Annotated in this window: 26 protein-coding genes; 9 read left to right on the top strand and 17 right to left on the bottom strand. The window is 72.4% G+C overall.

Features of this window, described 5'->3' with window-relative positions; all coding sequences use genetic code 11:
- Positions 1 to 605: 605 nt before the first annotated feature.
- The 3 genes from ACWER9_RS21280 to ACWER9_RS21270 form a co-directional block, all read right to left on the bottom strand.
- Entirely contained in the window at positions 606 to 1,250 is a 645-nt protein-coding gene (locus ACWER9_RS21280; protein ID WP_452303477.1) for a response regulator, read from the bottom strand.
- Complete coding sequence (locus ACWER9_RS21275) at positions 1,241 to 2,347, bottom strand: sensor histidine kinase (RefSeq protein ID WP_452303476.1); 1,107 nt, start codon at positions 2,345 to 2,347, stop codon at positions 1,241 to 1,243. The genes ACWER9_RS21280 and ACWER9_RS21275 overlap by 10 nt, the downstream gene beginning before the upstream one ends.
- Positions 2,348 to 2,530: 183 nt before the next feature.
- Positions 2,531 to 3,313 (bottom strand): DedA family protein, encoded by a 783-nt coding sequence (locus ACWER9_RS21270; protein ID WP_452303475.1) that lies wholly within the window; start codon positions 3,311 to 3,313, stop codon positions 2,531 to 2,533.
- Between ACWER9_RS21270 and ACWER9_RS21265 the strand changes: the two genes are divergently transcribed.
- Together ACWER9_RS21265 and ACWER9_RS21260 are read left to right on the top strand one after the other, a co-directional pair.
- The gene (locus ACWER9_RS21265; RefSeq protein ID WP_452303474.1) at positions 3,312 to 4,121 is read left to right on the top strand and encodes a carbon-nitrogen hydrolase family protein; all 810 of its coding nucleotides are present in this window, start codon (positions 3,312 to 3,314) and stop codon (positions 4,119 to 4,121) included. The genes ACWER9_RS21270 and ACWER9_RS21265 overlap by 2 nt on opposite strands.
- A gap of 135 nt (positions 4,122 to 4,256) precedes the next feature.
- Positions 4,257 to 4,757, top strand: a complete 501-nt coding sequence (locus ACWER9_RS21260; RefSeq protein WP_452303473.1) for a DinB family protein — start codon at positions 4,257 to 4,259, stop codon at positions 4,755 to 4,757.
- A 73-nt stretch (positions 4,758 to 4,830) separates the two neighbouring features.
- Here ACWER9_RS21260 and ACWER9_RS21255 read toward each other — a convergent pair whose 3' ends face one another.
- The 7 genes from ACWER9_RS21255 to ACWER9_RS21225 all read right to left on the bottom strand — a co-directional run bounded on the left by ACWER9_RS21255 (position 4,831) and on the right by ACWER9_RS21225 (position 10,622).
- Complete coding sequence (locus tag ACWER9_RS21255) at positions 4,831 to 5,472, bottom strand: histidine phosphatase family protein (protein WP_452303472.1); 642 nt, start codon at positions 5,470 to 5,472, stop codon at positions 4,831 to 4,833.
- Between the two features lie 33 nt (positions 5,473 to 5,505).
- On the bottom strand, positions 5,506 to 6,939 hold the full coding sequence (locus ACWER9_RS21250; protein WP_452303471.1) for a serine/threonine-protein kinase: 1,434 nt from the start codon (positions 6,937 to 6,939) through the stop codon (positions 5,506 to 5,508).
- A gap of 110 nt (positions 6,940 to 7,049) precedes the next feature.
- Positions 7,050 to 7,253, bottom strand: a complete 204-nt coding sequence (locus tag ACWER9_RS21245) for a hypothetical protein (RefSeq protein WP_452303470.1) — start codon at positions 7,251 to 7,253, stop codon at positions 7,050 to 7,052.
- 2 nt (positions 7,254 to 7,255) lie between these two features.
- Entirely contained in the window at positions 7,256 to 8,299 is a 1,044-nt protein-coding gene (locus tag ACWER9_RS21240) for a LacI family DNA-binding transcriptional regulator (RefSeq protein WP_452303469.1), read from the bottom strand.
- A 124-nt stretch (positions 8,300 to 8,423) separates the two neighbouring features.
- Complete coding sequence (locus ACWER9_RS21235) at positions 8,424 to 9,266, bottom strand: SAM-dependent methyltransferase (RefSeq protein WP_452303468.1); 843 nt, start codon at positions 9,264 to 9,266, stop codon at positions 8,424 to 8,426.
- An 89-nt stretch (positions 9,267 to 9,355) separates the two neighbouring features.
- Positions 9,356 to 10,237, bottom strand: coding sequence for a helix-turn-helix domain-containing protein (locus ACWER9_RS21230; RefSeq protein ID WP_452303481.1), 882 nt, complete (start codon positions 10,235 to 10,237; stop codon positions 9,356 to 9,358).
- Between the two features lie 148 nt (positions 10,238 to 10,385).
- Entirely contained in the window at positions 10,386 to 10,622 is a 237-nt protein-coding gene (locus ACWER9_RS21225; RefSeq protein ID WP_354973666.1) for a DUF397 domain-containing protein, read from the bottom strand.
- Positions 10,623 to 10,889: 267 nt separating this feature from the next.
- Here ACWER9_RS21225 and ACWER9_RS21220 point away from each other — a divergent pair, with 267 nt between their 5' ends.
- Positions 10,890 to 11,540 carry a GGDEF domain-containing protein gene (locus tag ACWER9_RS21220; RefSeq protein ID WP_452303467.1) on the top strand — a complete coding sequence of 217 codons (651 nt, stop codon included), beginning with the start codon at positions 10,890 to 10,892 and terminating at the stop codon, positions 11,538 to 11,540.
- Here the strand turns inward: ACWER9_RS21220 and ACWER9_RS21215 are convergent.
- Positions 11,496 to 12,602: a phosphotransferase enzyme family protein gene (locus ACWER9_RS21215; RefSeq protein ID WP_452303466.1), complete on the bottom strand. Its 1,107-nt coding sequence runs from the start codon at positions 12,600 to 12,602 to the stop codon at positions 11,496 to 11,498. The genes ACWER9_RS21220 and ACWER9_RS21215 overlap by 45 nt on opposite strands.
- Positions 12,603 to 12,768: 166 nt before the next feature.
- On the opposite strand from ACWER9_RS21215, the gene ACWER9_RS21210 reads away from it, so the two are divergent.
- Positions 12,769 to 13,413, top strand: coding sequence for a flavodoxin family protein (locus ACWER9_RS21210; RefSeq protein WP_452303465.1), 645 nt, complete (start codon positions 12,769 to 12,771; stop codon positions 13,411 to 13,413).
- A 57-nt stretch (positions 13,414 to 13,470) separates the two neighbouring features.
- Here ACWER9_RS21210 and ACWER9_RS21205 read toward each other — a convergent pair whose 3' ends face one another.
- Positions 13,471 to 13,962: a type II toxin-antitoxin system PemK/MazF family toxin gene (locus tag ACWER9_RS21205; RefSeq protein WP_030336385.1), complete on the bottom strand. Its 492-nt coding sequence runs from the start codon at positions 13,960 to 13,962 to the stop codon at positions 13,471 to 13,473.
- Positions 13,963 to 14,012: 50 nt separating this feature from the next.
- Between ACWER9_RS21205 and ACWER9_RS21200 the strand changes: the two genes are divergently transcribed.
- Both ACWER9_RS21200 and ACWER9_RS21195 read left to right on the top strand, forming a co-directional pair.
- Positions 14,013 to 14,528 carry an NUDIX hydrolase gene (locus tag ACWER9_RS21200; RefSeq protein ID WP_452303464.1) on the top strand — a complete coding sequence of 172 codons (516 nt, stop codon included), beginning with the start codon at positions 14,013 to 14,015 and terminating at the stop codon, positions 14,526 to 14,528.
- Positions 14,529 to 14,554: 26 nt separating this feature from the next.
- Positions 14,555 to 15,781: a hypothetical protein gene (locus ACWER9_RS21195; protein ID WP_452303463.1), complete on the top strand. Its 1,227-nt coding sequence runs from the start codon at positions 14,555 to 14,557 to the stop codon at positions 15,779 to 15,781.
- A 1-nt stretch (position 15,782) separates the two neighbouring features.
- On the opposite strand, the gene ACWER9_RS21190 is transcribed toward ACWER9_RS21195, so the two are convergent.
- The 5 genes from ACWER9_RS21190 to ACWER9_RS21170 form a co-directional block, all read right to left on the bottom strand.
- Positions 15,783 to 16,943 (bottom strand): FUSC family protein, encoded by a 1,161-nt coding sequence (locus ACWER9_RS21190; protein WP_452303462.1) that lies wholly within the window; start codon positions 16,941 to 16,943, stop codon positions 15,783 to 15,785.
- Positions 16,944 to 17,193: 250 nt separating this feature from the next.
- The gene (locus ACWER9_RS21185) at positions 17,194 to 17,709 is read right to left on the bottom strand and encodes a DUF2267 domain-containing protein (RefSeq protein WP_452303461.1); all 516 of its coding nucleotides are present in this window, start codon (positions 17,707 to 17,709) and stop codon (positions 17,194 to 17,196) included.
- 194 nt (positions 17,710 to 17,903) lie between these two features.
- Positions 17,904 to 19,259: an MGH1-like glycoside hydrolase domain-containing protein gene (locus tag ACWER9_RS21180; protein WP_452303460.1), complete on the bottom strand. Its 1,356-nt coding sequence runs from the start codon at positions 19,257 to 19,259 to the stop codon at positions 17,904 to 17,906.
- Positions 19,256 to 20,077: a TIM barrel protein gene (locus ACWER9_RS21175; RefSeq protein WP_452303459.1), complete on the bottom strand. Its 822-nt coding sequence runs from the start codon at positions 20,075 to 20,077 to the stop codon at positions 19,256 to 19,258. Before ACWER9_RS21175 ends, ACWER9_RS21180 begins: the two co-directional genes overlap by 4 nt.
- Positions 20,074 to 21,123, bottom strand: coding sequence for a zinc-dependent alcohol dehydrogenase (locus ACWER9_RS21170; protein WP_452303458.1), 1,050 nt, complete (start codon positions 21,121 to 21,123; stop codon positions 20,074 to 20,076). The genes ACWER9_RS21175 and ACWER9_RS21170 overlap by 4 nt, the downstream gene beginning before the upstream one ends.
- Positions 21,124 to 21,238: 115 nt before the next feature.
- On the opposite strand from ACWER9_RS21170, the gene ACWER9_RS21165 reads away from it, so the two are divergent.
- Genes ACWER9_RS21165 through ACWER9_RS21155 form a run of 3 tightly spaced genes read left to right on the top strand, consistent with a single transcriptional unit; the run spans position 21,239 to position 24,452 of the window.
- Complete coding sequence (locus ACWER9_RS21165) at positions 21,239 to 22,633, top strand: ABC transporter substrate-binding protein (RefSeq protein WP_452303457.1); 1,395 nt, start codon at positions 21,239 to 21,241, stop codon at positions 22,631 to 22,633.
- Positions 22,630 to 23,586: a carbohydrate ABC transporter permease gene (locus tag ACWER9_RS21160; RefSeq protein ID WP_452303456.1), complete on the top strand. Its 957-nt coding sequence runs from the start codon at positions 22,630 to 22,632 to the stop codon at positions 23,584 to 23,586. Before ACWER9_RS21165 ends, ACWER9_RS21160 begins: the two co-directional genes overlap by 4 nt.
- Positions 23,586 to 24,452, top strand: coding sequence for a carbohydrate ABC transporter permease (locus ACWER9_RS21155; RefSeq protein WP_452303455.1), 867 nt, complete (start codon positions 23,586 to 23,588; stop codon positions 24,450 to 24,452). The genes ACWER9_RS21160 and ACWER9_RS21155 overlap by 1 nt, the downstream gene beginning before the upstream one ends.
- The last annotated feature ends 17 nt before the right edge of the window (positions 24,453 to 24,469 follow it).

The raw sequence follows: 24,469 nt of genomic DNA, 5'->3' as shown, positions 1-24,469 counted from the left end.
AGATCGTGGTCATGAGGGGGAAGCTCCTTCGGGGGTAAGGACACCCGCACACCTACAACGGGTGTGAGCACCTCGTCCGGCGCTGCACAAAAAGTTTGAGGGGTCGGCGACCTGACGAGCGGGGGGCTCGTGGCGCCGGGTCCCTGTGTAACGACCGGGGGGCCGGGGTCATTCCGGGGTTGGCCCTGCGGTCGTTCGTGGGGACGGTAACGACCGGGCGGAGGCCGCCATTCCCACCAACGACGGGCCCCCGCGAGAGCGGGGCGGCGGGTCGGTGGTACTGCGATCGTCAGGGTGTGTAACGACCCCGCCCCGGCCACGATTCCAACCCACGAGTGCGCCCGGTCACACCCCCACACCCATCCACCACCGCACAAACCACCCAAACCACGTCGGGCGTGCGGCGTTATCCGGCCTCACCCGCGAGATCCACTCGGGTTTACGGAAGCCGGGGCATCCCGGACGGCAGGACACCCCGATATCAAGGAACCCGAGTCGATCATGCGCGGACCGAGCGGACCGGGCGGACCGAGCGGACCCAGCGGACCGCGCGGACCCAGCGGACCCAGCGGACCGAGGCTGGCCTGGACGTCGGTCCGGGCGGGTCAGGTGCCGAGGTAACGCAGGACCGCGAGGATTCGTCGGCTGTAGCCGGTCGTGCGCGCGAGGTCGAGTTTGTCGAAGATGGCGTTGACGTGCTTCTCGACGGCGCTCTGCGATACGTGCAGCCGCTGGGCGATGGTGAGGTTCGTGTGCCCCTGGGCCATCTCGTGCAACACATCACGTTCGCGCGGCGTGAGCCGACCGAGCGGGTCGGGCCGTTGCGAGCCGGCCACCACCTGACGGACCACCTCCGGGTCGAGGGCGGTGCCTCCGGCGGCGACCCGGTCGAGTGCGTCGAGGAAGTCGTCGACCTGGGCGACCCGGTCCTTGAGCAGGTAGCCGACCCCCTCGGGGCGGTCCGCGAGCAGCCGTGCGGCGTAACGCCGCTCCACGTACTGGGAGAGCACGAGGACGCCGGTGTCGGGCCACCGACGGCGGATGTCCAGGGCGGCTCGCAGCCCGTCATCGGTGTGGGTCGGTGGCATCCGGACGTCGGTGACGACCACGTCGGGACGGGACTGTCCGACCGCCTCGACAAGCTGGTCCGCGGTCCCGACCGCTGCCAGCACCTGGTGGTCCTCGTCGGCGAGCAGCCGCGTCAAGCCCTCCCGGAGCAGCGTCGAGTCTTCGGCGAGGACTAGTCGCACGGCAACTCTGCCAGCACGGTCGTCGGCCCGCCGGCGGGGCTGGTCACGCGCAGTCGGCCGTCCAGCGCGGCGACCCGCCGCGCCAGCCCGGACAACCCGCGCCCGGTCGGTTCCGCCCCGCCGACGCCGTCGTCGTGCACGCGCATCCGGATCCACCCATCCCGTACGTCGATATCGACGGTGACCAGGCTAGCGGCGGCGTGTTTCGCCGCGTTGGTGAGCGCCTCGCAGGCCACGAAGTACAGCACCGTCTCCAGTTGCCGTTCGGGGCGGGTGGGCAGCTCGCAGCGGATCCGCACCGGCACCTCGGATCCGCGGGCGACGATGGCCAGCACCTCGCCCAGGTCGCTGCTGTCCAGGGCCGACGGGTAGACGCGCCACGCCACCTGCCGCAACTCCTCGATGGCCAACTGTACGTCCTCGTGTGCCCTGCTGAGCAGCGCGTGCGCGCGGTCGGCGTCGCGGGCGCGCCGGGCCCGGCCGAGCAGCATGCCGAGGGCGACCAGCCGCTGTTGGAGGCCGTCATGCAGGTCGCGTTCGATGCGCTGCCGTTCGGCGTCGACCGCGGCGATGACTCCGGCCCGACTGGTGGTCAGCTCGTGGAGCCGCCTCGTCAGCTCCGCCCGGCTGCCCGGGCCGAGCAGTCGTCGCGCCAGCCCAATGTCCAACGCGGCGATGCTGGTGACGGTCTGAACGTTGAGCAGTAGCAGCACCGCCCCGACGGCGATCTGGGACAGGGCACCGAGAAGGGTCAGCTCTCCGTGCACCGCCGCGCGCAGCACGATCCCGGCCAGCACCACGCCGATGCCAAGCACGGCGTAGGCCAGCAGGCCGAGTACGCCGGGTAGCAGTCGGGCGGCCAGGTAGCCGAGCTGCCGCCGGGTCGCCACAGCGTTCGGCGCGGGCAGATCCTCCGCACCGAGCAGCCCGGTGAGGCGGCGGTGTTCCCACCGCACCAGTTGCACCGCGTACCTGCTGGTCAGGTCAGCTGCAGCCCGACGGCCTGCGGCCGGCGCGAAGGTGCACACGCTGAACGCGGCGGCCGCGACGGCGAGAAAGGCGAACCCGACGGCGGCCGTCGCGATTCCGACGGCCACGCCAAGGGGCAGCCGAAGCCGTTCCCACCATCTGCCGGTTCGGCGTTCCGACACCATCACCTCGCTCGCCCTCCACACCGAGTCTGCTCCGCCTTTGTCTGGTCCTCCGACAGGCAACACCGGTGCGATACGGGGTGCAGAGCGAAGGAGGGGGTGCAGAGCAAAGGGAACCAGAGTGAGGTGCTAGCGCTCCTCCGAGGCCCACGAACCGCTGCGGTAGAGGGTGCCGCGACCGCCCGGGTCGGGCATGCCGTTCAGCGGGCTCTGCCCGGGCTCGGTCGGCTCGGGATTCCGGGCGGCGCGACGGGCCTTCAACACGCGGGACCCGACGAACCAGACGGCCGCCGCCGCGCAGACGACGATCACCACCTTCTGGAGCATGCCGGCGTAGCCCTCGACGAGGTGCCAGTTGTCGCCGAGCAGGTAGCCGGCGAGCACGAAGGTGGTGTTCCAGATCAGGCTGCCCAGCGTGGTGTAGAGCACGAACGTGGCCACCGGCATCCGCTCCACGCCGGCCGGGATGGAGATCAGGCTGCGGAAGATCGGGATCATCCGGCCGAAGAAGACCGCCTTCACCCCGTGCCGCAGGAACCACGCCTCGGTCCGGTCCACGTCGGTGAGCTTGACCAGCGGGAGCCGCGCCACGATGGCCCGCATCCGGTCGCGCCCGAGCGCCGCGCCGATCAGGTAGAGCGCGAGCGCGCCGACCACCGAGCCGAGCGTCGTCCAGAAGATCGCCCCGACCAGACTCATCCGTCCCTGCGCGGCGACGAACCCGGCCAGCGGCAGGATCACCTCACTGGGGATCGGCGGGAACAGGTTCTCCAACGCCACCGCCAGGCCGGCACCCGGTCCACCGAGTCGTTCCACCAGGTCGGTGACGTAGCCGACGATCCCGTCCTGCGGTGGTTCCGCTGCGGCGGCGGGGGTTCCGGTGGCGAAAACGGCGTGGGACGTTCGAGTCATGCGCCCACGTTACGAAGTCATCCTGAGAGTCGACCATGAGGCCGACCACCCGGCCGCGCGGGTCGACCGCACCGGAGGGGGTGCGGTAAGCCGCACCCCGCTGCGGCTCGCGGTGGCGCAGCCGCCGTGCGTACCCCTGGATGTCGCGGCGAACGCCCGTGCGCACGCCGCCGCGGTCCGCGCGGCGTGCGCCCGGGTGGTGGTCTTTCCGGAGCTGTCGCTGACGGGGTACGAGTTGCACGCGCCGGTCGTGTCGGTCGACGACCCGCGGTTGACGCCGCTGGTCGAGGCGTGCGCCGAGGCGGGTGCGCTGGCCCTGGTTGGTGCGCCGGTCGCGGGCGACCACATCGCGACGCTGGCGGTGACCGGCGGCGGTGCGACGGTGGCGTACCGGAAGATGTGGCTGGGGGACGCGGAGGCCCGCCGGTTCCGGCCCGGCGATGCGCCGGTCGTGCTCGATGTGGACGGTTGGCGGGTGGGGCTGGCGATCTGCAAGGACACCGGCGTGGCCGCGCACGCGGAACGGACGGCCGCGCTGGGCATCGACGTGTACGCGGCGGGCGTCCTGGAGTCTGCCCGCGACGCCGCCGTGACGGAGCAGCGGGCGTACCGGGTCGCCACCGCGCACGGGGTCTGGGTGGCGGTGGCGAGCTTCGCCGGGTCGACCGGGGGTGGTTACACCGAGGCGGCGGGGCGCTCGGGCGTCTGGACGCCGGACGGCGAGGTCCTCGCGCGCGCGGGCACCGAGCCGGGCGAGTCGATAAGCGTCAGCCTCGCGTCGCCCGACCGTGGCGGCGGGCGCGGTTAGGGTGACGCAATGATCTCCGGACGGGTGGGGCAGCCAGGGCGGTACCCGGCACTGCTGGATCGGAGCAGTGGGCGGACGGCGACCGCGTTACGGTCGGTGTTTGCGCGCCGACGGCGATCTTGGAATGCTTCGGGAATGACCTCTTTCCCGGGGACCTTCGCCGATGATGTCGTCGGCCAGTCAGCTCAGGCGCAGTTCGAGGCGTTCGTCGACGAGCACCGCAGGGCGCTCAACGGCTACCTGGACGGGCTGACCGAGGAGCAGGCGCGCCGCTCGTTGGTGCCGTCCCGGACCACGCTGCTGGGTCTGGTGAAGCACGCCGCGTTCGTGGAGAAGGTCTGGTTCGACGAGGCCGTCACGTGTCGGCCCCGCTCGGAGATCGGCATCCCCGCCACGCCGGACGAGTCGTTCGTCCTCGACGACGGCGACACCATCGCCACCATCCAGCGCACCCACCGGGAGGCGTGCGAAGCCTCCCGCCGCGCCACGTCCACCCTGGGCCTCGACGACCTGCTCCGCGGCAACCGGCGCGGTCCGCTGCCGCTGCGCTGGGTCTACCTGCACGTGCTGCGCGAGCTTGCTCAGCACTGCGGGCACGCGGAGATCCTGCGCGAGCAGATCCTGGCCGCCGACTAGCGGCGCCACCTGCCCGCGCCGGGCCCTGGGCGGCAGGGTTGGGCCGGCCCCGGGCGGCAGGGCCGGGCCGGGATCACCCCCGGGCCCACCCCGCCGTGTCGGCGAAGCGGCGCAGCGTCCAGCGGGCCGGCGGCCAACCGCCCGGGTCGTGGTCGGTGGTCCATTCGGTGATCGAGGCTGGGGGCACGTCCAGGTCGAACGCCCGGAAGACCGGCTGCGCGGCGAGCGCGTGGAACCCGCCCTCGACGGTCTCGCTGTGCCCGACCAGGACCACTGTGGAGCCCCGGTGCCGGTGGGCGATCTCCATGATCGCGCGGCTGACCCGGACCACCAGTTCGGCCCAGCTCTCGTTGCCCTCCTCGAACGGTCGGAACACGCCGCCGCCCGCCACCGCGTGCTCGGTGCGGAAGCGGGCGGTCGGCAGGCCGTCGGCGTACGGGGGTGTGTGCCAGGTGCAGAGACCACAGTCGGCCACGGGCCGGACACCAAACGCCGTGCCGATCGGTTGCGCGGTCTCGACCGCCCTGCGCAGCACGGACGAGTAGACCGCCACCGGCCCGTCGGCGGCAACCTCGGCGGTGAGCCGATTGGCCAGGTCGTGGGCCTGCTCGTGGCCGCGGTGGGTGAGGCCCCGACAGCCACCTGGTCCACCGACGATCCCTTCGATCTGGTGGACCGACTCGCCGTGTCGCACGAAGATCAGACGTGTCCGCATCGGGACATCATGCCAGCGGTATCGACGGGGTTATCAGTCGTCCGTACGGCCGGTGGAGAAGCTGTCGGCCCGGCTGAGCAGAGCGTCGAGTCGCGCGCCCGTCTGCGCTGGTAGCCGGTCCCGTCGCACCAGCTCGGCGATGTCGTCGCGCAGGTCGGCGACGCGCTTGGCGCGGTCCCGGCCTCGGCGGTTGAGGTCGGCGAGGTCGTCGCGCAGGTCTTCGGCGGTCCTGGGGTCGATGTCACCACGGGCGACCGCGGTGGCCAGGACGGTGGCGAACTCGCTCGTCACCTCGCGGAAGCTGACAGGTATCTGTTGCCCGACGGTCGGCGGCGCGGTGCTGGCGGCGGACGGCGACGACGCCGTGGTCGGTGTCGGCGAGTGCGTCGTGGGTGCGGGGGCCGGGGCGGAGCTTGAGGGAGCGTCGGCCACCTCGGCCGGGTCGGGTGTGCCCGGGTCATCGAACGGATTCTGCGCGAACAGGGCGCCGGCGCCGATCAGCACGGCGGCGACGAGCGCGGCGAGGGGTCGGCGCGATCGGCGTCGGGCCGGCGCGGCGGCAGCCGGAGCGGGGCGGGCCAGCACCGACCTGTCGATCAGGGTGGGCGGGTGGGCGGCCGGCCGGATGCGCAGCAACTCGGTGGGCGGTTCGACCGGCTGACCGGCGCCGAAGCGTCGGGCCAGGTGCGCGGCGCTCGGCCGGTCGGCCGGGTTGGCGGCCAGACAGGCGACGGTCAGCTCGGCGATGTCGGCGGGCAGGCCGGGCACCCGCAGCGGCGGCACCGGGGTGCCCCGCCGGTGCACCTCCAACGCGTCCTCCCAGCTCTGCACGGGCAGTGGTGCCCGCCCGGTGAGGGTGCGGTAGAGCAGGGCGCCGAGGGCGTACACGTCGCTCGCCGGGTCGGGCGGGCCCGCGGTCAGCCGTTCCGGGGCGAAGTAGGCGGGTGTGCCCATCAGCGGTTCGCCGGACTGGCTGTCGAGGCTGCCGAGCGCGGCGATGCCGAAGTCGAGCACCTTGGCGCCGGTGTCGGTGAGCATGACGTTGCCCGGCTTGACGTCGCGGTGCACGACGCCGATGCGGTGCGCGGCGGCCAGCGCGGCGGCGATCTGCCCGGCCACCCGGACCGCCTCCGGCCAGGGCAGCGGCCCGGCCCGCAGCCGATCGGCCAGGTTGTGGCCGTCGACGAGCTCCATCACCAGGTACGGAACCACGACGCCGCCGTCGAGGGTCGCCTCGGCGTAGTCGTACACCTGGGTCACCTGGGGGTGGGTCAGCCGGGCGGCCGCGCGGGCCTCGCGTTGGATGGTGGCCCGCAACTGCGGGTCGGTGGCGAACTGCCCGGCGAGCACCTTGATCGCGACCGGCCGCCCCAGCACCTCGTCGTCGCCCCGCCACACCTCGGACATGCCACCGAGACCGATCCGCTCGTGCAGTACGTAGCGGTCGTGGAGGCGGAGAGTGGGCATGAACGGCGACATGGCTTCACCAGTCTGCCTGGCAACTCGCCCCTCGACCACTCTGCGTGCCCGGACCCACACCGTTCGTCCCGTGCATGCCGGAATGGGATTGCTGCGGATCAGGAGCAGCGCGGGGTGCCGGGCAACGGTCGCGGCTGGATGCGGTCGGCGAGCCGGCGCAGAGCGAGGGCGGTGGCCTGTCGGGTCGGAGCGAGCAGGGCCCGACGGGGGTGGTCGGCCTGGACCGGGGCGTCCGGGCGGGCGGAGTTGACGTGCCGGTTCATGGCGTCGAGCGCGGTGATGTAGCCGGTGGGAAGTTCCATGGTCAACTCCTCTGGACGGGTCCGGTGGAGCCCCGGACGACGAGTGCGGTGGGCAGCAGCACGTGACCGGCTGCGGCGGTCGCGGGTGGGTCGAGCAGCAGTTCGGCGGCGATCCGGCCCTTCTCCTCGGCCGGTTGCCGAACGGTGGTGAGGCCCGCCGCGGCGGCCTCGGGGACGTCGTCGAACCCGGTCACCGAGACGGTGGGGCGATCGTGCGCCGGCCGTGCGGCGAGGGCGTCGAGCACGCCAAGTGCGAGGACGTCGGAGCCGGCCAGCACGGCGGTCGGCGGTGCGGGTTGGTCGAAGAGCTCGGCGATGGTGGCGGCTGCCGCCGGCCGGCTGTTGCCAGGGACGTTGACCACCGTCAGCTCGGCCCAGCCGACGCCGACCTCGGCGAAGGCGTCGGCGAAGCCGGTGAGCCGACCTCGGGTGGTCGGATGCGGCACCTTATCGACCCCGGCCAGGGTGAGCGGGCCGGCCGGCGCGTCGGGAAGCACGGAGTCGGCGAGCAGCGCCACCCGGCGGTGCCCGAGGCCGGCGACGTGCGCGGCGGCACTGCGCGCGGCGACCCGTTCGTCGATGCCGACGAACCGCTCGTCGGCGCCGGCGTCGTCGCGGGATGCCGTGCTGACGAAGGGCAGCCCGCGTTGGCGGATCACGTCCAACGCCCACTCCTCGTCGGCGACGCAGTAGACGCAGAACCCGTCGACCGCGGCGTTCTCCACCGCCCGCCGGGCGTCGGTCACCGCCGGCGGCAGCGGCACCAGCAACATGCTCGTGCCGTGCCGCTCGGCCGCCGACCCGACCCCGGCGAGGAACCGGACCGCGAACGGGTCGGTGAAGGCGTAAGACAGTTGTGAGGTGAACAGCACTCCGATCGACCCGACGAAGCCCCGACGCAGGGAGCGCGCGGTGGGGTTGGGACCGGGGTACCCGAGTTGCCGGGCAGCGTCCAGGATGCGCTCACGCAGGGTGGCGGAGAGCTGGTCGGGGCGGCTGTAGGCGTTGGACACGGTGCTGCGCGAGACGCCGACGGCATCGGCCACGGCTTGGAGTGTTGGCTTCACCGGCACCTCTCTGTATCGATCCAGTCTGTATCGATACAGAGGCTAGCCGGACGAGACGGCGTCGGTCAATACGTGGGTCGAGAGCTCTGCTGGGCCCGCTCGCTCAGGGCAGGCGGGCGACGCCGCCGTACATGCTCACCTCGACCGCCGAGGGCCGCGGCTGCGGCTCGCTCGCGGCTCGCCACTCGGCGAGCGAGGTGATGCCCGGCTCGACCACGTCGAGACCGGCGAAGAAGCCGGCGAACTCCTCGTGAGTGCGCAGGTGGATGGGCCCGTTCGGGCCACCGCTGCGGCCCGCCGCCCTGGCCTGCGCGGCGATCGCCGGAGGGAAGTACTCGTGGGTGGCATGCGAGGCGGCCAGGTAGCTGCCCGCCGGCAGTGCGGCGAGCAGACGCCGCACCAGCGCACCGGGGTCGTCCTCGTCGGACACGAAGTGCAGCACCGCCACCAGCATGAGGGCGACCGGCTGCGACAGGTCGAGGGTGCGCCCCAACTCCGGGTGGGCGAGGATCCGCTCCGGGCTGCGCAGGTCAGCGTCGATGTAAGCGGTGGCGCCCGCCGGCGAACTGGTCAACAGCGCGCGGGCGTGGGCCAGCACGATCGGGTCGTTGTCCACGTAGACGACCCGGGACTCCGGCGTGATGCTCTGGGCGACCTCGTGGGTGTTGTTAGCGGTCGGGATGCCGGTGCCGACGTCGAGGAACTGCCGGATGCCGGCCTCCCGGGCCAGGTGACGCACCGCCCGCTGAAGGAAGCGGCGGTTCTCCAGAGCGGCGGTGCGGATGGTCGGGAAGGCGGCCGCCATGGCGTCACCGGAGTCGCGGTCGGCCTGGAAGTTGTCCTTGCCGCCCAGCCAGTAGTTGTAACGGCGGGCCGGGTGGGCCACCGAGGTGTCGATGCGGTCGCTCGGCGAACCAGCCGCCTGGCCCGAAGTATCGGTGGTCACGACTGCCTCCGCACTGACGTCCGTCCACTGTCCACGGTCGACGACCATGCTACGGCCGTCCGGCGCGAAGTCGTTGCCCCGACGGCCTATCAGGCGGGATAGAGGTCGTCCAGCAGACGGCCGAGGATGTCCGCCGTCCGCTCCGGCGGCTCGGCCTCGACGCAGAGCCGCTCCATGGCCACGGCGTAGTAGTCCAGGTCGTCGCGCTTGTCGAGGTAGATGGCGCTGGTGAGCTGTTCGATGTAGACGATGTCGGGCAGTTCCTGGTCGCCGAAGCGGAGGATGGTGAAGGCTCCCCCGGCGGCGGCGTGACCGCCGGCGGCGAACGGGATGACCTGGAGCCGGATGTGGGGCGACTTGGTCGCCTCGATGAGCGCGGTGAGCTGGCCGCGCATGACCTCGGGGCCGCCGATGGGCCGGCGCAGTGCGGCCTCGTCCACCACGGCCCAGAGCTGCGGAGGATTCTCCCGCTGCAGCAACTGCTGACGCTGCATCCGCAGCGCGACGCGCCTGTCGATCTCGCCCGGACCGGCCGTGCCGTGCCCGAGCAGCACGACCGCGCGGGCGTACTCCCGGGTCTGCAGCAGGCCGGGCACGAACTGCACCTCGTAGCTGCGGATCAGCGCGGCGGCGGCCTCCAGGCCCAGGTACGACTGGAACCAGGACGGCAGCACGTCGCCGTAGCGGTGCCACCAGCCGGGGCTGTTCGCGTCCCGGGCGAGCTTGAGCAGCGCGTCCCGCTCGTGCTCCTCGGTGACGCCGTAGAGGGTCAACAGGTCGGCGACGTCGCGCTCCTTGAAGCCGACCCGACCCAACTCCATCCGACTGATCTTGGATTCGGAGGAGCGGATCTCCCAGCCGGCGCCCTCCCGGGACACCCCACTGGACTCCCGCAGGCGGCGCAGTTGGGCGCCGAGCAGCATGCGCAGCACGGTCGGCCCGGTTGTCGGGCCACCCTCGGCGGGAACCATCGTCACGTGCGGACCTCCGGACACCGACCCACGGCGGCCGGGCGCCCCGGCCCGGCCGACGTGTAAGCATGCCATGAACCGACAGTGAGGTGAACTCCTCCGCGCCGGTGAATAAGTCCCGTCGCCGGGACGACCCGCCCCCGGACGGTCAGTTGATCAGATGGTCGAAATCACCGTCCCGCGCACCGAGAACGAAGGCGGCGATCTCGTCCACTGTGTAGATCAGCGCCGGCCCCTCCGGGTGTCGTGAGTTGCGAACCGCGATGCCCGCTCCCCCGGGCAGTTCGGCGAGTTCGACGCAGTTGCCGCTGGGGTTGCTGCGACGGCTCTTCTGCCAGCTCAGCGGAGGCAACTGGTGGATCGGTACGCCATTGGGTGGCTGCAGCATCGACGCGTCTTTCTGTTACGAGCCCGCCGGTGGCCGTGGGAGGAGCGGTAACGGCGAGGGGGTGCGGTATCGACATTGGACGGTTCTGCACGTGCATCTGCTATTGCATCTGCACCCGACGGCGAGCATGATAACGCACATGATCGGTGCCCATCCGTTCACTTTGAGTTACCCCCGCACGGGCAACGATCAGGCAAAACTTGGCCCGACGCGGCATACCGCGTCAACCGAAGGCTGGAGGCGGTCGCGGCGATGGGAGGGTTCGTGCCGGATCCGATGAGCGTCGCCTCCGGCGTCTGCGCGGCCGGCGCGTTGCTCTCCTCCTGGCAACTACGCCGACGGGCGGTGCGCGCCGAGGCCGAGATCGACCACCTCCAGGCCGAGCTGGCCGCCGAACGGCACGCCGCGAGTCACGACCCGCTCACCGGGCTGCCCAACCGCCGCGCCTTCTACCGGCTCGCCGCCGCCCTGCTCACCGACGCCGCCGGCCAGCCGCTGATCGCCGTGGTGCTCGACCTGGACGACTTCAAGCAGATCAACGACCGGTACGGGCACGCCGCCGGCGACCAGGTGCTGATCAGCGTGGCCGAGCGGCTTGCCGGCTTCGCCGGGGACAACCTCGTCGCCCGCCTCGGCGGCGACGAGTTCGCCGGGTTGCTGTCCAGCCCCACCGTCGACAGGCGCTGGATCGAGCACTCCACCCGGCGGCTCAGCGAAACCGTCGCCGCGCCGATCCGGCTGAGCGGGTGCAGCGTCCGGGTCACCGCCTCCGTCGGGCTCGCCCCGGTGACCGGTCCGGCCCAGCTCACCGACGCGCTCAGCCGCGCCGACGCGGCCATGTACCAGGCGAAGAGCCTCGGCGGCGCCCGCTCACCCCGCCAACTGGTCGACAGCGCGTTCCTCGCGGAGCGCTGACCGGTCAGGTGACCGGCGCGCCGAACCACCGGGGCCCGCTGCGCGAGGCCGGTCGAGGTCGCGCAACGCCGCGTCGGCGAGGGTGACCAGACCAACTGGTGACACCAACCCCCGCACGATCCGCGCCGCCCGGTCCCGGTCGGCCGCCTGCGCGTCGGCGTCCAGCGCCTGCCGGGTCCAGTCGCTCAGGTCGTCGAGCGCGCGGACCGCGAGGAACCACGCCAGACGCACCGGGTCGACGTCGGCAGTGCCGTACCCGGCGAGCACGGCCTCCTCCTGCTCGGGAGTGATCGGCGCGAAGGCGAGCACCCCACCGAGGACGAACATGAGGTCGCACTCGGGCGGGGCGAGCACCGCGTCGTCCCAGTCGATCAGCCAGACCTGCCCACCGTCGCCGAGCAGCAGGTTGCCCAGGTGTGGGTCGCCGTGGCAGACGACGCCCGTGCCGGCTCCCGCGGCCGGGCCGACGGCGAGGCTCTCGACCGCGCCTGTCAACGCGCTCACCCGGTCGGCCACCCCGGACCACACCGCCGCCAGCTCCGCGAGCACGGGATTGGCGCGGTCGGCCGGGTCCGGGTCGCGCAGCCGCGCGGCCACCGCGTGGGTCGCGGCCACGATCGAGGGGTACGCGGCACCGCCCGCCGGCAGCAGTCGGCTCAGCTCGTCGGTCACCGGCACCGCGTGCACGGCGGCCAGCACCTCGCCGTACGCGCGCCAGTGCGCGGCGGTCATCGGGCCGTCGAGAGCCCGTTGGTCGGAGAGCCACGGCACCACCGACAGGCGGTGGCCGTCGTGGTCGACGGACAGCCGGCCGTCGACGGCCCGCAGCGGCGCGGCGATGCCCGGCACCCCCTGGTCGGCCAGGTACGCCGTCACGACCAGGCCGGCCGGGGTGCCACCACCGCTCAGCTTCACCGCGTACCGGTCGCCGTCGACGGTGTGCGCCAGCCACAGTCGGGCGTGCTGGTCCGCGCCGTGGGCGACGTTCTCCATCGCGGCCACCCGCAGACCGAAACCCGTCCGCAGCTGGTCGACCACCTGCCGTACGACGTCCTGCGCCATGCCGACACCATGCCAGCGCTGCGGGCACCGACCCAGCGATTTTGCCGGCCGACCCACCGGTCGCCGACCGGGCAGCGCACCGACCCGCACGGTGGGCGAGGTGTTCCGGGACGTTGGCCGGGTATGGGAAGTCAGCACCCCCCATACGACGGCGAAAGGAACCGACGTGGCGAGCATCCGCGCCCTCGTACTCAACTGCACCCTGAAGCCGTCACCAGGCCCGTCGAGCGCCGAGCAGCTCGGTCGGGAGGTGCTCGCCGAGTTGGCCGCGCAGGGCGTGGAGGGCGAGATGCTCCGGGTCGTGGATCACGGCGTGCGCTTCGGGGTGTCGACGGACGAGGGCGACGGCGACGGTTGGCCGGCGATCCGTGCCAAGCTGATGGCCGCCCAGGTGCTCATCATCGCCACGCCGATCTGGCTCGGTCAGCCCTCGAGCGTCTGCAAGATGGTCCTCGAACGCCTCGACGCCGAACTCTCCGAGACCGACGCCGAGGGCAGACTCCGCACCTACGGCAAGGTGGCAGGTGTCGCCGTGGTCGGCAACGAGGACGGCGCCCACCACACCATCGGCGAGGTGCAGCAGGCGCTCAACGAGGTCGGGTTCACGATTGCCGCCGCGGCCGCGACCTACTGGGTCGGCGAGGCGCTGCACACCGTGGACTACCGCGATGCCGGGCCCAAGCCCGACACCACCGGCCGCACCACGAAGGCGCTGGCGCTCAACAGCGCGCACCTGGCCCGGCTCCTCGCCGACCAGCCGTACCCGCCACCGGACGCGCAGGGTGCCGCTGTCGGCCCGAGCAGCGAGTAGACCGGACGAGCGGGGGCACCTCACCGTCGAGCTGCCCCAGGGGCAGCTCGGCGCGGTTCAGCGCCAGCCGTAGCCGGCGCGTAACGCCTGCCCGACCCGGTCGAACCGGGGCCGGTCCAGCACCGCACCCTCCCGGCGGATGCTGTCCTCGCGCATGGTGAGCACCCGGTCCAGCCGGACCCAGCTCGGCCGGTTGTCGCGGTCCCACTCACCCGGCCCGAGCGCGAACCAGTGCCGCTGCCCGTCCCGCTCGCTCTGGCTGGACAGCATCAGCCCGAACAGGGTCCGGCTGTGCCGACCGACCACCAGTACCGGTCGGTCCTTGCCCTGCCGGGGGTCGTCCTCGTACGGCACCCAGGTCCAGACGATCTCGCCCGGGTCGGCCTGGCCGTCCCGCTCCGGGGCGTAGGTCAACTCCCGGCGCTGCAACGCGCTCACCTGACGGCGGCGGGCCACCTGCGCGGGCGCCGGCCCGGTACGCCGGGGCGACGGGATCACCGCGCCGACCCGAGAGATACGCGCCGCGACATTCCTCAACAGACCAGCCACGGCGGGCAGCCTACCCGCCGCCGAAACGGGCGGTACGACAGACTGGCCCGATGGACGAGCTACCTCGCGACCTACCGATCCTGGAGCGACGCGCGGTGCGGGTGGTGGTCACCGACGACACCGACCGGGTGCTGCTGTTCCACACCCGCGATTCGGACCACCCCCGGCTGGGCATTTGGTGGGAGCTGCCCGGCGGCGGCATGGACCCCGGTGAGACCTATCGCGACACGGCGGTGCGGGAACTGCGCGAGGAGACCGGAATCGCGATCACCGCCGACCAGGTGGGCGCGCCGACCTGGCGGCGTCGGGCCAGCTTCCTGCACCGGCAGGTGCGGCACGTCCAAGACGAGGTTGTCGTCGCCGTACGGCTGGCACGGCCCGGCCCGGACGTGGACGAGGCGCACCGGCTCGACTACGAGCTGGAGGACTACTTCGACTTCCGCTGGTGGCCGTTGCCGGAGGTGGTGGCCAGTCGCGAACGCTTCTATCCCGGTCAGCTCCCCCGGCTGATCACCCCCTTCCTCGGCGGGACGGAGATCGACGAGCCGTTCGAGCTGTGGTCGTGAGCCGGGCCGGCGGGCAGAGTGGGGGCATGACGACCGATCTGCACGGGCCGCTCTCCGCGTACGCCGCACGGTTGCACGCCACGGCCGGCGACACGCACCACGTCGCCTCCCCGCTCGGCGCCTGGCTGCTGCTCGCGGTCTGTGCCACCACGGCGGCCGACGGGCAGGGAGCCGTCGACGAGTTGGCGCACGCCCTGGGCACCGACCTGTCGAGCGCGGCCGAGGTCGCCCGAGCGCTGTTGGAGGTTCCGCACCCGCTGATCGGCGCCGCCACCGCGCTCTGGCACCCGCCGGGGCAGGGCGACGGCGGGTCGGCGGCGTGGCGGGCCGCGCTGCCCACCACGACCGACGTCGGCGTACTGCCCGACCAGGCCGGTCTGGACGCCTGGGCGCGTGACCACACCCTCGGCCTGATCGAGACGTTTCCCCTGCGCATCGGACCGGACGTGGTGCTGGCCCTGGCCAGCGCGTTGGCCACCCGGGTGTCCTGGGCGAGCCCGTTCGACGTCGCCGACGCGCGCGCTCTCGGCGCTGACAGCCCGTGGGCCGGCAACCTGCGGCGGGCGCTGCGCAGCCCGAGCCATGGCCACCGGTGCGCCATCGTGTCCACCGCGCGGTCCGGTGACGTGATCGTGCACGCCGCACCGGCCCAGACGACCGGCGGCGCGGGACTCGTGGTCCTCTCGGTGGCCGCCGCACCGCAGGTGCCGCCGGCCGATGTGCTGGCCGTCGCGTACGACATCAGCGCCGGCGCGGCCGACGGCGTGCCACCGGCCGGCAGCCGTTCGCTGTTCGACCTGCCGCTCGGTGCGACGTCGCTGTGGACGGTGACCGAGGAGCGGGTGCGCACCCAGGCCCGCGACGGCCGCGAGGAGCGACACCACGCGGTCCTCCCCTGCTGGTCGGCGCGGAGCGACCATGACCTCGCCGACCCGGCGCTCGGCTTCGGGGCTGCCACGGCGACGGTGGCGACGGCGATGGCACTGCCCGTGGAGAGCTTCCTGGCACGGCAGTCGGCGGTGGCGCGGTTCGACAGGTACGGCTTCGAGGCGGCGGCGGTGACCGGCATGTTCGGGCGGACCAGCCTGCCGCCGGAGGGCGTGGCCCGCACCGCCGAGTTGCGCTTCGGCCACCCGTACGCGGTGGTGGCGGTCGCCACCGATCGTCGGCCCGACGGTTCCACAGGTCCCTGGCACGGACTGCCGGTCTTCTCGGCCTGGGTCGTCGAGCCCGAGGACGTGCCCGACGCGTGAGTCACCCGGCTGGTTCGCCGCCGGAGCCCAGAGATTCCTCGCCGTGCCGCTCTGCCTCCCGGACCACCTCGTTGGCGGTTGTCGGGTCGCATCCGGTGGCCCGCAGGAGGTCGCTGGCGGCGGTGCGCAGTTGGGTCACCACCGCGTCGCCGAACTCGTCGACGCCCCGAGCCCGCGCGCGGCCGGCCCGGTAGACGGCGTCACGAGCCGCCTGTTGGGTGCGCTCGGTCGGCCGGCCGGCGCGGTGTTCCCGGCGCAGCAGCTCGACCGCGTCGGCAAGTCGTCCGACACTCGCCGGCAGGTCGGCGGGGATCGGCTCGTGGTACTGCAACGCCATCGCGGACCGGCGGGCCACTCCCCGGCCGTGTTCGATGACGCGTTCCACGTGCTGGCTGGCACGAGCAAACCGCTCCACGTCCCGGCGGCGCAACCACCGGGCGGGCGCGAGGCTCACCACCTCCTCGGCACCGCTCAGTGCCTGGTGCATCCGTTCGAGGTCGGGGCCCATCGCGCGCAGCGCGTCCAACGCGCGGACGGCCCTTTGTTGGTCCCCGGTATGCAGCGCGGCGGAGACCTCCCGTAGTTGCCGGGCGAGGCACGTGTAGATCGGCGCGGCGTCCCGGTCGAGGATCCGCATCGGGTTCAGCGGTACCAGCAACGCGACCACCACGAGGCCGACGACGCCACCGACCATCGCCTCGACGATCCGGGGCCACTCAAGATCCTGCTGAGCCGGGGTGAGGGCGGCGAGGAGGACCGCTGTGCCGCCGGCCTGACCGACGGCGGCGCCGCTGCGCCCGAACAGGACGAGCGTGGCGAAGATCGCGAACGCGACGACGAACCCGGTCTGCCAGAACCCGGTGCCCAGAAAGGACAGCAGGGCGTCGGTGGTGGCGATTCCGAGGCCCACCCCGACCAGCAGTTCGACCGTGCGGTGGGCCCGTTGACCGAGCGCGGCGACGATCGTGCCCACGGCCGCCGAGGGCGCGAAGATCGGCGCGGGGTTGCCCAGCACATTGTGCCCGATCGCCCAGGCCAGCGCCGCCGCGAGACCCGCCTGCACCGAGATCACCAGTGCGACTTCCAGCTGACTCAGGCGCAGCCGCCCCGCCCGGCCACCGCGACCGCGCAGCCGGGCAGCGGCGGTCCTGACCCGTCCCACCACACGTTCACTCCGTGAGCGGGCGGCGTCAGGTCGGCGGCGGCCATCGGGATCCACCGAGCACTCGTACCATGCGGCAACCCGGCCAGTACGGACAATTCCGACACGAGCGTCGAGGCTCTGGCTGGCTGATCGACTCGGGTTCACGAAACTCGGGGTGTCGCAGACACCAGGACACCGCGACATCAAGGAACGCGAGTGGATCTAGCTGGCTGGGCCGGGCGGGCGGGGCGGGGCGGGCGGGTCGGGGTCAGAACCCGCCGTCGCCCGGCAGGCGCGCCACCATCTCCCGGAACTCCCGTACGGTCATCGCCGCCCGCAGGGTGGCGAAGACAGCGCCGGTTCCGGCTCGGGCGGTGGCCGGGTCCACCCCGGCGCGCTGTTCCACCCGGCGAAGGAACTCCACCGGACCGGCGTCGGTCGGAGGCGGGGTCGCGCCGGCACCGCCGACCTCCAGGCCCACCCCGCTGGTCAACCCGTCGGCGTCGGCACCGAAGGCCCCGGAAGGGTCCGGACCAGCAAGGGAAGCGCCGGTCGGGTCCGAAGCAGGAAGGGAAGCCCCGGCCGAGTCCGGGGCGGGGCCGGTCAGGTAGCCGCCGACCTCGTTCGGAAGGTGCGCGACAAGGTCGTCGGGCGGCCCGTCGGTCACCCGCTCGGCCAACGTCTGGAGCACGGCGCGGGCGAGCTCGGCGGCCTGTTCGGCGGGCAGGCCGGACCGTTGGGACACCGCGTCGATGAAGTACGGGAACCCGTCGCCGTCGGTCACGCTCGGGCGGTTACCCCTGGCCGGCCACGACAAACTGCCGCCAGGTCACGCGACACACGGCCGCTAGGTCAGCAGACCCTCGGCCAGCAGGTGGTCGAAGATGATCTGGTCGACCCGCGAGGTACGGTGCCGGTCGGCGTACCCGGACCAGGCTCCGGCCGCCGGGACCGGGGACGCTACCACCCGTCCCGCGCTCAGTCCGCCAGGAGGTCGAGCAGCAGCGCGGCCGTCCAACTGAAGGCCGGCGAGCCCAACCCGACGCCGGTGTCCGGGTGGAAGTACTCGTGGCAGCCGGCCCCGGCCACCAGACCGATCATCGAATGGCGCAGCCCGGCGGCCAGCTCCGGGTGCCCGTGCGTGAGCAGACCCCGCCGGACCAGCCAGCCGATGTTGAGCCAGCTCGGCCCACGCCAGTACCGCAGCGGCTCGACGTCGGGTGCGGTGCGGTCGTAGGTGGGTAGCGGTCGGTCCATCCGCCTGGCCACCCCGAACCGCGCCGACCGGGCCTCGACGACGAGCGCGTCGGCCTGTCGGGTCGGCAGGTCGGGCAGGATCAGGGGGGTCAGCCCGAGCACGGTACGCGCGCCCACCAGGCGGTCGGTGCGCAGGTCACGAGGCTGGAACGTGCCGGTGGCCGGGTCGTACAGCCGTCGTACCAATGCCTCGGTGACACGGGCCGCGCGGGCCCGGTGCGGCCCGGGGTCGGCGCCGACGAGCGCGGCGATCTCGGCGAGGGCGTGTTCGGCGGCCCCGAACGCCGCGTTGAACAGCGGGCACTCCAGCAGGAAGGGGTGACCGGCGGCCAGGTCGCGGTCGGCGTAGCCGTGGTCGCGGTAGGCGGCGACGATCGCCAGGTAGCGCGCGTAGTCCAGGTCCGTGGGGCGGTGCGCGGCGTCGGCGTGCGCGGTGTCGTGTCGACGGTACGCGGACATGACGGCTGCCTCGGCCGGGACGCCGGCCATCGGCTCGTCCCAGGCGGGGCTGTTGTCCAACCCGGACTCCCACGGGTGCACGATGCTGACCAGCCCGTCACCGGCCACGTCCCGGCGGTCGGCCAGGTAGTCCTGTTGGGCGACGAGCGCGGGATAGAGCCGGCGCAGCGCGGCCAGGCCGGTGGGGTCGGGCGTCCGTCGGTACGCCAGCAGCGCGGCGAGCGCGTGCACCGGCGGCTGGACCAGGCCGGAGGTGGCCACCGTCGGGGCGCCCGGCACGTCGGCCGAGCCCCACATCTCCGGCCCCGGAAAGTACGCCCCGACCCGCAGCGCCGGGTTGAACACGATGTGCGGCACCCGTCCGTCGGCCCACTGCGCCCGGAACAGGCTCGCCAGCTCCCGCCAGGCGCGTTCGGGGCGGACCTGGGCCAACCCGATCGCGATGAACGCGGAGTCCCAACTCCACTGGTGCGGGTAGAGCGTGCGCGAGGGCACCGTGTGGTCGTGCTCCCAGTTGGCGTCGAGCGTGTCGAGAGCGAGTCGGCGCAGCTCGGCGAGGTCGGCCGAGCCGCCCGTGCGGGTCGCGGCGGCGTTGCCGCCGACGGCCTCGGCGGTCACGCGGCGGCCCGCCGGGGCAGCGCGTGCCGCAGCACCGTGGCGGCCTGTTGCAGGGCCCGGACCGGGTCGCCGCGGAGTCTGCACTCCAGGGCGAGCCAGCCCCGGTAGTCCAGCTCGAGCAGGGTCCGCACCAGCGCCGTCCAGTCCAGATGCCCGGCGCCGGGCTGGTAGCGGTTGGAGTCGCTGACCTGCACGTGCCCGAGGTACGGCGCGGCGGCGCGCAGCGCACGGTGCACGTCGTCCTCCTCGATGTTCATGTGGAAGGTGTCGGCGACCACCCGGACCGACGGCAGCCCGAGCGTGGCGCAGAGCGCCACCGCCTCGTCGAGGCGGTTGACCATGTGGTCCTCGTACCGGTTGAGGGGTTCCAGGAAGAGGGTGACCCCCTCGGCCCGGGCGTGTTCGCCAAGCTCGCCGAGGGCGTCGAGGAGCACCTGCCGGTCGCCGTCCGGCGGGCGGGGAGGCTCGAACGGCGGCAGCCGCCGGGAGAACATTCCCCAGGCGGCCGGGGTCATCGCTCCGACGCCGCCCAGTTCGGCGATCACCGAGAGCTGGGAGCGCAGATTGCGGACGGCGTCGGCGGACCGGACGGGGTCGAAGTCGCCGATGAAGTGGTCCATCTCGACGCAGACGGTGGGCATCACCACTCCGGCGGCGCGGGCCCGGCGCAGCTCGGGCAGGCGGCGGGCGAACCCGAGGTCGCCGCGGCCACGTAGTTCGATGCCCTGGTAGCCGAGGGCGGCCGCGAGGGCGTACTTCTGGATCAGGTTGGTGCCCGGCAGGAGTTGTTCCTGGCAGGCCAGCGCGATGGTGGTCATGGGAACCTCAGCACCACTTGGAGGACGTCACCGGCGCCGCGGTCGAGCAGCGCGAGGGCGTCGGCGACCGCGCTGGCGTCGACGATGTGGCTGACCAGCGGCAGCGGGTCGACGCTGCGGTCGGCCACCAGGTCCATGAAGGTCTGCGCGACCCGGTCCCCGGTCCACCGGCCGGCCATGCTCGGCGCGGGGGTGGGCCCGGAGACCTGGGCTGCCACCAACTGGATGCGGTTGTGGTGGAACTCCTCGCCGAGGCCGAGCGCATCGGCCTGGCCCTGGTAGAAGCCGGCGGCCACGACCCGGCCGGCGTGGGTGGTGGAACGGATGGCCTCGTGCAGCGCCGGGTACGCGCCGGACAGCTCCAGGCAGACGTCGGCCCCCCGGCCTCCGGTGGCCTGGCGCAGCACGGCGGCGGCGGAGGTGGCAGTCGCGTCCACCGTGGAGTGTGCGCCGTAGCGGGTCGCGTGCTCCAGCCGGTCGGGCACCGGGTCGACGGCCACCACCCGGGCTCCGGAGAGCACCGCCAGGCGGGTGGCGAGCAGACCGATGACGCCCTGGCCGAAGACGCCCACCCAGTCGCCGAGGTGCAGGTCGCCGGCGAGCACGGCGGTCAGCGCGATGGCGCCGGGGCGGGCGAAGACCGCGGCGAGTGGGTCCAGCCCGGCGGGGAGCGCCCGGACCGCGTCGGCGGCGAGCACGGCCTCCGCGCGGTGCCCCCAGATGCCCCAGACGAGCTGGCCGGGATGCCGGTCGGTGACCTCCGGCGCGACCTCGACGACCTCGCCGACCTCGCCGACCTCTTCGTAGCCGAAGCCGATCAGCGGGTAGGGCACCGGGGCCTGTCGGGGGACGAACATCCGGGCGGTGTCGTCCCAGTCCTTGCTGAGCCGGGGATTGCTGCCCCGGTAGAGGGTCAGCTCGGTGCCGGCGGAGATGCCCGAGTAGCAGGTGCGGACTCGGACCTGGCCGGGGCCGAGCGGATCTGGCGGGCAGGGCTCGAGGCTGATGCGTCGAGGCCCGGCGAGAGAGACCACCCAGTTGCCCATGTGTCACATCCCGGTAGCACTGGGCTCAAGGATAGCAAAAAATCGCCATATGTCTTGCTATTGATCAATCGAAGGTGTTGGATCCCTGATGTACCCTTCGAGAGGAGTGCCACCGATGTCAGCACCTCCGAGGCGGATACTCGCCACCACCCTGATCCTGGCACTGACCGCGTCCAACCTGCTGGCCTGCGGCGATGACGGATCAGACAGCAACAGCAAGAAGATCACCGTCTGGAGTCTGGAGGACGTGGCCGATCGGGTCACCGCCACCAAGGCGATCATCGCCGACTTCACCGCGAAGACCGGGATCCAGGTCGACCTCGTGACCGTCAACGAGGACCAGTTCCCCTCCTTGATCGCCGCAAACGCCGCCGCCGGCGACCTGCCCGACGTGGTCGGCTCGGTCTCCCTCGCCGGCATCCGTACGCTCGCCGGCAACGAGCTGCTGCACGCCTCGGCGAACGCGGAGGTCGTCGACAAGCTGGGCAGGCAGACGTTCTCCCCCCGGGCGCTGGAGCTCACCGCCGACGACGGCAAACAGCTCTCCGTGCCCAGCGACGGGTGGGGGCAGCTGCTCGTCTACCGCAAGGACCTGTTCACCGCGGCCAACCTGCCCGCCCCCGACACGTACGAGCGGATCACCGCCGCCGCGACGAGGTTGAACACCGGCGGCGTCGCCGGCATCACCGCGGCGACCGCCCCCAGCGACGTGTTCACCCAGCAGACCTTCGAGCACCTGGCGCTGGCCAACGGCTGCCAGCTCACCGACGACTCGGGGAAGGTGACACTTGACTCGCCCCAGTGCGTCGAGGCGTTCCGCTTCTACGGTGACCTGATCCGCACCAGCTCGGTGCGCGGCGCGCAGGACGTGGACACCACCCGGGCCACCTACTTCGCCGGCAAGGCGGCCATGGTGGTGTGGTCGCCGTTCATCCTCGACGAGCTGGCCGGGCTACGCAACGACGCCAAGCCGACCTGCCCCCAGTGCCAGGCCGACCCGGCTTTTCTGGCGAAGAACAGCGGGTTCGTCACCGCGATCAAGGGCCCGAACGGCACCGAACCGGCCCAGTACGGCGAGATCAGCTCCTGGGCGGTGCTCGACGGCGCGGCGGCCGACCCGGCGAAGTCCTTCGTGGAGTACATGCTCGGCGACGGCTACCCGCGCTGGTTCGGCATGTCCCCCGAGGGCCGCTTCCCGGTCCGCAAGGGCACCCCGGCCGAGCCGGAGGCGTACCTGACCGCCTGGAACACCAGCCAGGCAGGGGTGGACGCGAAGAAGCCCCTCGCCGACGTGTACGGCGACGAGGTGCTGGCCACGCTGCGCCGCAGCCCGGACACGTTCGGGCGGTGGGGCCTCAGTCAGGGGCAGGGCAAGCTGGTCGGCGCCATGCTCGGCGAGTTGCCGGTGCCCAAGGTGCTCGGAGACCTCGTCTCCGGCAAGTCCGACGCGGCGGCCACCGCCGAACGCGCGACAAAGGACGTCGACGCCATCAAGGCGGGCGTCAATTGACCACCACCGCGCCGGGCCCCGGCCGCTCCCCCACCCGGGAGCGGCCGGCGTCACCCCGACGCCGACCACTGACCCTGCGCCGCCGCGAGTCCCGGGCCGGGCTCGCGCTCGTCGCGCCGACCCTGCTCGTCACCATCGCGGTCATCGGCATCCCGATCGTGTGGACCATGGTGCTCGCCTTCCAGCGGGTCCGGCTCGCCACGCTGCGCAAGACCGGCCTGTTCGGCGAGTTCACCATGGACAACATCGACCGGGTGCTGCACACGCCCGGCTTCGCCGAGACGCTCTGGGTCACGCTCGTCTACAGCATCGGCGGCACCGTCGGGTCGATCCTGCTCGGTCTCGTCGCCGCCCTCGTCGTCCGCCGGCCGTTCCGGGGCCGCACCCTGGTCCGGGCGTCCATGCTGCTGCCGTACGTGGCGCCGGTGGTCGCGGTGACGTTCGTCTGGCAGGTGATGCTCGACCCGCAGCTCGGCATCGTCAACGCCTGGGGTCAACGCCTGCTCGGGTGGGACGCTCCGGTGCCGTTCCTCAGCCAGGAGTCGACAGCGCTGGCCACGGTGATCGTCTTCGAGGCCTGGCGGTACTTCCCGTTCGCGTTCCTGTTCCTGCTGGCCCGGCTCCAGGCGGTGCCCGGTGAGTTGGAGGAGGCCGCCCGCGTCGACGGCGCCACCCCCACCCAGCGGTTCCGGCACATCCTGCTGCCGCAGCTGCTGCCGGTGATCGCCCTGCTGGGCGTGCTGCGCTTCATCATGACGTTCAACAAGTTCGACGACGTCTACCTGCTCACCGGGGGTGCCGCCGGCACCGAGGTGGTAAGCGTGCGGGTGTACGAGTTCCTCACCGCCCGTACCGACATCGGGGCGGCGGCCGCGCAGGCGGTCGTGCTGGCCGTGGTGCTCATCGTGTTCGTGCTGATCTATCTGCGCTTCTTCGGACGGAGGGTGGGCTGATGGACCGGGACGTGGTCGAGACGGTGAGCCTGCGTTGGCTGCGCCGCCTGGTGATCGCCGTGTTCCTGGCGGTGACCGTCTTCCCCTTCTACTACATGCTGGTGCTCTCGGTGCGCCCGATCGAGCGGCTGCTGCTCGACCCCGGCGCGCTCGTGGTCGGCTTCGGTGAGCTGACCGTGGCCACGTACGCCGAGGTGCTCAAGGCCACCGACGACGGCGGCCAGGGTTTCCTCACCTTCATCCGCAACAGCGGGCTGGTCGCCGTCGCGGCGACCGTGCTCACCCTGCTGGTCGCCATCCCCGGCGCGTACGCGGTGGCCCGGTTGCGGTTCTTCGGCCGCCGGCAGGTGGACTTCCTGTTCCTGGCGGTCTACCTGTTCCCGTCGATCGTCATCGCGATCCCGCTGTTCGTGGTCTTCACCCGGGCCGGGCTGCGCGGCTCGCTCTTCGGTCTGGTGCTCGTCTACATCTCGCAGACGCTGCCGGTCTCGGTCTACATGCTGAAGAACTACTTCGAGACCATCCCGGTCAGTCTGGAGGAGTCCGCCGCCATCGACGGCGCCGGGCGGCTCGGCATCATCCGGCGCGTCAGTCTGCCCCTGGCGATGCCGTCGATCATGGCGGTCGCCCTCTACGACTTCATGATCGCCTGGAACGAGTTCCTCTTCGCGCTGCTGTTCCTCGTCGACAAACCCGACCGCTGGACGGTGTCACTGGGGTTGTCCCTGCTCGCCGACGGGGTGGAGGTGCCCAAGACGGTGCTGATGGCCGGGTCGGTCGTTCTCACCCTGCCCATCGTGATCCTCTTCTTCGCCAGCGAGCGCCTGCTCACCGAGGGGCTGACCAGCGGCGCGGAGAAGGGATGATCGTCTCCTCCCGGTCG

This window comes from Micromonospora sp. NPDC003944 (genome assembly GCF_053605225.1).
This window is presented reverse-complemented; position numbering and strand designations above follow the sequence as displayed.